Consider the following 7,777-nt stretch of genomic DNA (forward strand, 5'->3'; position numbering starts at 1 on the left):
GCCGGTCCGGGGTGGCGGCGCGCGGGGGGGCCTCTGTTGTTAAAGCACCTCTGTTTTCCCACCCCCCCACGGGGGGGGCCCGGCACCCCTCCGGGGGGGGCGGGCCCCCGCTGCCGTGTGCCCCTGCTGACTGTCCGTGCTCTCCGGACTGTCAGTGCCCTCTGGTAGGAATGCAGCTGTGAGCAGCGAGAACGAGCAGTCCGCCGAACCCGGTGCCGGGGCGCCGGAGCAGCTTGCGCTGATCCGGGAGACCGTGCGCCGGGCGAAGGTGCCGCGCGCCAAGCCGCGGACCTGGCGCGGCGCGGCCCTCGCCGAGGAACTGCCCGTCGCCCGCGTCCTGGTCAACAAGGGCGTCCCCCACCTCGACCAGTATTTCGACTACGCCGTGCCGCAGGAGCTGGACGCGGACGCCCGGCCGGGCGTCCGGGTGCGGGTCCGGTTCGGTGCCGGGGGGCGCAACGTCCAGGGCGGGCGGCGCGAGGGCGGCGGCCTGATCGACGGCTTCATCGTCGAGCGCCGCGCCGACTCCGACTACCAGGGGTCGCTGGCCGCCCTCGCCTCCGTGGTCTCCCCGGAGCCCGTCCTCGGTCCCGAACTGCTCGCCCTCTGCCGCGCCGTCGCCGACCGGTACGCGGGCAGCCTCGCCGACGTCCTCCAGCTCGCCGTCCCGCCCCGCAACGGTCGCGCCGAGTCCAAGCCCTCCCCGGAACCGCTGCCCCCGCCCCCGCCGCCGGCCCCGGGCACCTGGGAGCGGTACGGGCAGGGCCCGGCCTTCCTACGCGCGCTGGCGGAGGGCGGTGCGCCGCGCGCGGTGTGGACCGCCCTGCCCGGACCGCACTGGCCCGCCGAGATCGCCGGGGCCGTCGCGGCGACGCTCTCCTCCGGGCGCGGCGCCCTCGTCGTCGTCCCGGACGGGCGGGCCGCCGGGCGGGTCGACGCGGCGCTGACCGAGGCGCTCGGCACAGGTCGGCACGCCCTGCTGACCGCCGACTCCGGCCCCGAGAAGCGCTACCGCCAGTGGCTCGCGGTACGCCGGGGCTCGGTGCGGGCGGTCGTGGGCACCCGGGCCGCCATGTTCGCCCCCGTCCGGGACCTCGGGCTCGTCGTCGTCTGGGACGACGGCGACTCCAGCCACAGCGACGACAACGCCCCCTTCCCGCATGTCCGCGAGGTCCTGGAGCTGCGGGCTACGCAGGGCCGCTGCGGCTTCCTGCTCGGTGGGATCAGCTGCACGGTCGAGGCCGCCCAGCTCGTGGAGAGCGGCTGGGCGCTGCCGCTCCTCGCGGACCGCGAGAAGCTGCGACGGGCCGCGCCTCTGATCCGTACGGTCGGCGACGGCGAGCTGGCCCGGGACGGGGCCGCCCGCTCCGCCCGGCTGCCCAGCCTCGCCTGGGGGGCCGTGCGTGAGGGCCTGCGCACCGGTCCGGTGCTGATCCAGGTGCCTCGCAGGGGGTACGCCCCGCGCCTCGCCTGCGAACGCTGCCGCACGCCCGCCCGCTGCCGGCACTGCGCGGGGCCCCTGGAGGCCCCGGACCAGCAGGACCTGAACTGCACCTGGTGCGGGCAGGCCGAGCGGGCCTGGAGCTGCGCGGAGTGCGGCTCCACCCGGCTGCGCGCGCGGATCGTCGGCGCCCGCCGCACCGCGGAGGAGCTGGGCCGGGCCTTCCCCGCCGTGCCCGTCCGCACCTCGGGGCGCGACCACATCCTGGACGCGGTGCCCGACGCCCCGGCCCTGGTCGTCTCCACGCCCGGGGCGGAGCCCGTCGCCGATGGCGGGTATGCGGCGGCCCTGCTCCTGGACGGCTGGGCCATGCTCGGGCGGCCCGATCTGCGCGCGGGGGAGGAGGCGCTGCGCCGGTGGATGACCGCGTCGGCGCTGGTGCGGGGGCAGGAGGAGGGCGGCACGGTGGTGGTCGTGGCCGAGCCGACGGAGCGTGCGGTGCAGGCGCTGGTCCGCTGGGATCCGGCGGGGTTCGCCCGGCGGGAGCTGGCGGAGCGGGCCGAGCTGGGCTTTCCGCCGGTCTCCCGGATGGCCTCGGCGACCGGCCCGCCCGAGGCCCTGGCCGCGTTCCTCGACACCGCCGGGCTGCCGCCGGAGGCCGAGATCCTGGGTCCGGTGCCGGCCCCCTCGGCCGCGCCCGGGCGGGCCCGCAGGCCGGGGGACGCCCCGCCGGGCGAGACCTGGGAGCGGGCCCTGATCCGGGTGGTCCCGGGGCGTGGGGCGGCGCTCGCCCGCGCCCTGAAGACGGCGCTCGCGGCCCGTACGGCCAAGGGCGCGGGCGAGCCGATACGCATCAGGATCGACCCGCCCGACATCGGCTGAGCCGGTGCCCGCGGGCCGTGTGTCAGGACCGGGCCGGGACAGGGAACTGCCCCGCCGTGCGACCGGCACGGTGGGGCAGAGGGGCGGCGTACGGTCAGCCGTTGCGGGGGCCCGGGAACGCGCCGGGGCGCAGTTCCTCGCGGACCGGCTTCTGGGCCGACGACGGCTGCGGCGGCATCGAGCGGGCCGCCGGGACCGAGGGCACCGGGGAGCCGGACCCTCCGGCGGAGGCCCCGGCGAGACCGGTGCCGACGGACACCGGGCGCGACACGGGCGTCGTCTCGCCCCCTGTCTCGGCGGCGGGCTGCGGTGTCGCGCGGCGCGTTCCGTAACGGCGGTGCACGGCCTGCTTGGTGACGCCGAGGGCGGAGCCCACCGCGTCCCAGGAGAAGCCCAGCGAGCGGTCGAAGTCCACCGCGGCCGTCACCAGGGTCTCGACGCTGTCCCGCAGTTCCTGCGCGAGGCGGACAGTGGGGGCCGGGGCCCTGCCGTAGACGACGAAGCCCGCGGAAGGGCCGGAGCGGCGGGGGCGGTAGACGTTGCCCAGCTGGGCGGTGAGGGTGCGCAGCGCGTCCACCTGCCGCCTGACCCGCTCGATGTCCCGCACCAGAAGATGCAGACTGGCCCGCGCTTGGGCGTCGTGCGTTGCGTGGTCGGCCATGAAGAAGCCTCTCGAACCGGCGTTGAAAGGGATCGGGCCGCATCGTGGCGGCCCGCTTCGGTCAATCTCCTTTGACCAACGCCCGAGCCGGGTATGTGGTCACGCTATCGGGGCGTATGTGCATATGCACGGGGCGTGCGCGGCGCGCGTACGCCCCCTGGTCGCCGCCCCCACGCAAGGCACCGCCCGGGCCCGGGCCGGGCGGAGACCCTAGACTGGTGTGCTGCTCGTCACCGTACGTCTTGGCCCGAGAGGCAGTCAGCCACCCATGAAGCTCGTCTTCGCCGGCACCCCCGAAGTCGCCGTCCCCGCCCTGGACGCCCTGATCGCCTCCGACCGCCATGAGGTGGCCGCCGTCGTGACCCGTCCCGACGCCCCCGCCGGGCGGGGCCGCCGACTCGTCGCGAGCCCGGTGGCCGAGCGGGCTCAGGAGGCCGGGATCGAGGTGCTCAAGCCCGCGAAGCCTGGGGGCGAGGAGTTCCTCGCCCGGCTGCGCGAGATCGCCCCGGACTGCTGCCCGGTCGTCGCCTACGGGGCCCTGCTGCCCAGGGTCGCCCTCGACGTGCCCGCCCGGGGCTGGGTCAACCTGCACTTCTCGCTGCTGCCCGCCTGGCGGGGCGCCGCCCCCGTACAGCACTCCCTGATGGCCGGGGACGAGGTGACCGGCGCGTCGACGTTCCTGATCGAGGAGGGCCTGGACTCCGGCCCGGTCTACGGAGTCCTCACCGAGGAGGTCCGCCCCACCGACACCAGCGGCGACCTGCTCACCCGGCTCGCCTTCGCCGGCGCCGGGCTGCTGGCGGCCACCATGGACGGCATCGAGGACGACACGCTGCACGCCGTGCCCCAGCCGCACGAGGGCGTCACGCTGGCCCCGAAGATCACCGTCGAGGACGCGCAGATCCAGTGGTCCGCGCCCGCCCTGCGCGTCGACCGGGTCGTACGCGGCTGCACGCCGGCCCCCGGCGCGTGGACCCTGTTCCGCGGCGAGCGGCTCAAGCTGATCCAGGCCACCCCGGTCCTGGACCGCACCGACCTGGCCCCCGGTGAGCTGTCCGCCGCCAAGAACAACGTGTACGTGGGCACCGGCTCGCACGCGGTCGAGCTGCTCTGGGTCCAGCCGCAGGGCAAGAAGCCGATGAAGGGCGCCGACTGGGCCCGCGGCGTCCGCATCGCCCACGGCGAGCTGCTGGGCCTGTAGGGCGAGCTGCCCGGGCCCGCAGAGGCGGCGCGCGGGGCCCCGGAACCGTGTTCGCGGGGCCCCGGGCCGCCGTTCGGGCGGGCGGGGAGGGCGACGTACGCTGGGAGGGTTCGCCCTTCTCACCATCAGCGGAGCACCTTTCACGTGAACGACCAGCCGCGTCGCCGTCCCGCCAAGCCCCACCGCCGGCCCAAGAAGGACCCGGTCCGCTTCCTCGCCTTCGAGGCGCTGCGGGCCGTCGACGAGCGCGACGCGTACGCCAACCTCGTGCTGCCCCCGCTGCTGAAGAAGGCCCGCGCCAAGGGTGACTTCGACGGCCGGGACGCGGCGCTGGCCACCGAGCTGGTCTACGGGACGCTGCGCCGCCAGGGCACGTACGACGCGATCGTGGCGGCCTGCATCGACCGGCCGCTGCGCGAGGTCGACCCGCCGGTCCTCGACGTCCTGAACATGGGCGTCCACCAGCTGCTCGGCACCCGTATCCCCACCCACGCGGCCGTCTCCGCCAGTGTGGAGCTGGCCCGGGTGGTGCTGGGGGAGGGGCGTGCGAAGTTCGTCAACGCGGTGCTGCGCAAGGTCACCGCGCACGACCTCGACGGCTGGGTGGAGAAGGTCGCCCCGCCGTACGACGAGGACGCCGAGGACCACCTCGCCGTCGTCCACTCCCACCCCCGCTGGATCGTCTCCGCCCTCTGGGACGCGCTGGGCGGCGGCCGGGCCGGCATCGAGGACCTGCTGGAGGCCGACAACGAGCGGCCCGAGGTGACCCTGGTCGCCCGCCCCGGCCGCTCCACCACCGAGGAGCTGGTCAAGGCCCTGGGCGAGGACAACTCCCTGCCCGGCCGCTGGTCCCCGTACGCGGTCCGGATGGCCGAGGGCGGCGAGCCCGGCGCACTGGAGGCCGTCCAGGAGAGCCGGGCCGGCGTCCAGGACGAGGGCAGCCAGCTCGTCGCCGCTGCCCTGGCCGCCGCCCCTGTCGAGGGCCGCGACACCCGCTGGCTGGACGGCTGCGCGGGCCCCGGCGGCAAGGCCGCCCTGCTCGCGGCGCTGGCCGCCGAACGCGGCGCGATGCTGCTCGCCGCCGAGAAGCAGCCGCACCGCGCGCGGCTGGTCGAGCGGTCGCTCGCCGGCAACCCCGGCCCGTACCAGGTGATCACCGCCGACGGCACCCGCCCGCCGTGGCTGCCCGGCACCTTCGACCGCATCCTGATGGACGTGCCCTGCTCCGGCCTCGGCGCGCTGCGCCGCCGCCCGGAGTCCCGCTGGCGGCGTCGCGCCGAGGACCTGGAGGCCTTCGCCCCGCTCCAACGCGGCCTGCTGCGCGAGGCGTTGAAGGCCGTACGGATCGGCGGCGTGGTCGGTTACGCCACCTGCTCGCCGCATCTCGCGGAGACCCGGGTCGTCGTCGAGGACGTGCTCAAGGGGCGGGGCGGCGAGCCGGTGGAGGCGGAGTGGATCGACGCCCGTCCGCTGATGCCGGGGGTCTCCGCCCTGGGGGAGGGCCCCGATGTCCAGCTCTGGCCGCATCTGCACGGCACGGACGCGATGTATCTGGCTCTGCTGCGCCGGACCGGCTGAATATCGCCGCGTCAGTGGGCCTGCCCGTACGGCAAAAGAAAAGTAAAGCGCTGGCAAAATGCGCAGAATGCGCGGACTGTGATGGCCGTGTGAGGCTGTGAAGGGCATCGAGGCGAGGAACCGGCCTCAGACGTGGCAGGCTTGGGTCATGGCGCAGATCAACCCCAGCATCCTGTCCGCCGATTTCGCACGTCTCGCCGAGGAGGCGAAGGCCGTCGAGGGCGCGGACTGGCTCCACGTCGATGTCATGGACAACCACTTCGTGCCCAACCTGACCCTCGGCGTGCCGATCGTCGAGGCGCTCAGCAAGGCCACGGACACCCCGCTGGACTGCCACCTCATGATCGAGGACGCGGACCGCTGGGCCCCGAGTTACGTGGAGGCGGGGGCCGGCTCCGTCACCTTCCACGCGGAGGCCGCGGCGGCTCCGGTGCGCCTGGCGCGGGAGATCCGGGCGAAGGGGGCGCGTGCCTCGATGGCGCTGAAGCCCGCAACGCCCATCGAGCCGTACGAGGACCTGCTCCCCGAGCTGGACATGCTGCTGATCATGACGGTCGAGCCGGGGTTCGGCGGGCAGGCCTTCCTGGACATCATGCTGCCGAAGATCCGCCGCACCCGGGAGCTGATCAGCAAGCACGGTCTCGAACTGTGGCTCCAGGTCGACGGCGGGGTCTCGGCCACCACCATCGAGCGCTGCGCCGAGGCCGGAGCCGACGTCTTCGTGGCCGGATCCGCGGTCTACGGGGCGGCGGACCCGGCGGCGGCGGTGCGGGAGCTGCGGGCGCAGGCGGACGCGGTCACGGCCGTCGCCCCCTGGGCGTGCGGACACTGAACCAAGGGCAGATGAACGCGGTCCGACAGGGCCGATCAAGGATCGCCGGATCTGACAGGATGAACGGCGTATCGGGCGTGTGAACAGCAGTGAGGAGATCGCGGTGTCTGGCATCTCGGCGGGTCGGTCAGCCATGCGGATGGGCCCCGCGGAGCTGGTGCAGGCGGCGGCCATGGCCCGCCGGTTCTACCTGGAGGGCAAGTCCAAGATCCAGATCGCCGAGGAGTTCGGCGTGAGCCGCTTCAAGGTGGCCCGGGTCCTGGAGACCGCCCTCGAACGCGATCTCGTACGCATCGAGATCCGGGTACCGGCCGAGCTGGACGCCGAACGCTCCGACGCCCTGCGCGCCCGCTACGGGCTGCGGCACGCGGTGGTCGTCGAGTCTCCGGCCGAGGAGCAGGAGGACGCCCCCGACCCGGAGAACCTGGGCGAGGTCGCGGCCGACCTCCTGGGCGAGCTGGTGGCCGAGGGCGATGTGCTCGGCCTGGCCTGGGGCCGCTCCACCATCCACATGGCGGCCGCCCTCGACCGGCTTCCGCCCTGCACGGTCGTCCAGCTGACCGGGGTGTACGACGCGGGCACCGCCGAGCGCGGCTCGGTCGAGGCGGTCCGCCGGGCGGCCCAGGTCTCCGGCGGCGAGGCGCACCCCATCTACGCCCCGATGCTGCTGCCCGACCCCGCGACGGCCGCCGCGCTGCGTGACCAGACGGGCATCGCCCGCGCCTTCGAATACTTCGACAAGGTGACGGTCGCCGCCGTCTCCATCGGCTCCTGGGAACCGGGCATCTCCACGGTCCACGACATGCTCTCGGACGCGGAGCGCGCTCATTACGCCTCGCTCGGCGTTGCCGCCGAGATGTCCGCGCACCTCTTCGACTCCGACGGCCGCCGGGTCGGCCGCGACCTCGGGGAGCGCTGCATCACCGTGGAGGCGGACCGGCTGCGCCGGATCCCCGAGGTGGTCGCGATCGCGGGCGGCCAGCGCAAGGCGGCGGCGATCGGCGCGGTGCTGCGCTCCGGCCTGGTCACCAGCCTGGTCACGGACACCGCCGCGGCCGACTACCTGCTCACCGAGTCCGCCGCGGGCGACCGCCCGGCACTGGAGCGGGCCGACCCCGACGGGGAGTGACGCCGGCAGGGCCGACCCCGACGGGAGTGACGCCGACAGGAACGTGCCGAGGG

6 protein-coding genes are annotated in these 7,777 nt (G+C 75.1%); 5 read left to right on the forward strand and 1 reads right to left on the reverse strand.

The genetic code is table 11. The features are described 5' to 3' along the window. Window positions 1-178 precede the first annotated feature (178 nt). Entirely contained in the window at window positions 179-2,323 is a 2,145-nt protein-coding gene (locus tag ACFWM7_RS31500) for a primosomal protein N' (RefSeq protein ID WP_383267138.1), read from the forward strand. 94 nt (window positions 2,324-2,417) lie between these two features. On the opposite strand, the gene ACFWM7_RS31505 is transcribed toward ACFWM7_RS31500, so the two are convergent. Further along, window positions 2,418-2,984, reverse strand: coding sequence for a hypothetical protein (locus tag ACFWM7_RS31505; protein WP_383267140.1), 567 nt, complete (start codon window positions 2,982-2,984; stop codon window positions 2,418-2,420). Window positions 2,985-3,252: 268 nt separating this feature from the next. Between ACFWM7_RS31505 and fmt the strand changes: the two genes are divergently transcribed. The 4 genes from fmt (at window position 3,253) to ACFWM7_RS31525 (ending at window position 7,724) form a co-directional block, all read left to right on the forward strand. Beyond that, window positions 3,253-4,185 (forward strand): methionyl-tRNA formyltransferase, encoded by a 933-nt coding sequence (gene fmt, locus ACFWM7_RS31510; protein ID WP_383267143.1) that lies wholly within the window; start codon window positions 3,253-3,255, stop codon window positions 4,183-4,185. Window positions 4,186-4,329: 144 nt separating this feature from the next. Further along, window positions 4,330-5,763, forward strand: coding sequence for an RsmB/NOP family class I SAM-dependent RNA methyltransferase (locus ACFWM7_RS31515; protein ID WP_383267145.1), 1,434 nt, complete (start codon window positions 4,330-4,332; stop codon window positions 5,761-5,763). A 148-nt stretch (window positions 5,764-5,911) separates the two neighbouring features. After that, entirely contained in the window at window positions 5,912-6,595 is a 684-nt protein-coding gene (rpe, locus tag ACFWM7_RS31520) for a ribulose-phosphate 3-epimerase (RefSeq protein ID WP_164610078.1), read from the forward strand. Between the two features lie 133 nt (window positions 6,596-6,728). Beyond that, on the forward strand, window positions 6,729-7,724 hold the full coding sequence (locus tag ACFWM7_RS31525; protein WP_383267148.1) for a sugar-binding transcriptional regulator: 996 nt from the start codon (window positions 6,729-6,731) through the stop codon (window positions 7,722-7,724). Window positions 7,725-7,777: the final 53 nt, after the last annotated feature.

Origin of the sequence: Streptomyces sp. NPDC058375, assembly GCF_042723425.1 — a bacterium.
Lineage (GTDB): Bacteria > Actinomycetota > Actinomycetes > Streptomycetales > Streptomycetaceae > Streptomyces > Streptomyces durocortorensis.

Coding starts and splice junctions, on each gene's coding strand:
- ACFWM7_RS31505 (WP_383267140.1), bottom strand. CDS start 2,984: ATGGCCGACCACGCAACGCACGACGCCCAAGCGCGGGCCAGTCTGCAT.
- ACFWM7_RS31525 (WP_383267148.1), top strand. CDS start 6,729: ATGCGGATGGGCCCCGCGGAGCTGGTGCAGGCGGCGGCCATGGCCCGC.
- fmt (WP_383267143.1), top strand. CDS start 3,253: ATGAAGCTCGTCTTCGCCGGCACCCCCGAAGTCGCCGTCCCCGCCCTG.
- rpe (WP_164610078.1), top strand. CDS start 5,912: ATGGCGCAGATCAACCCCAGCATCCTGTCCGCCGATTTCGCACGTCTC.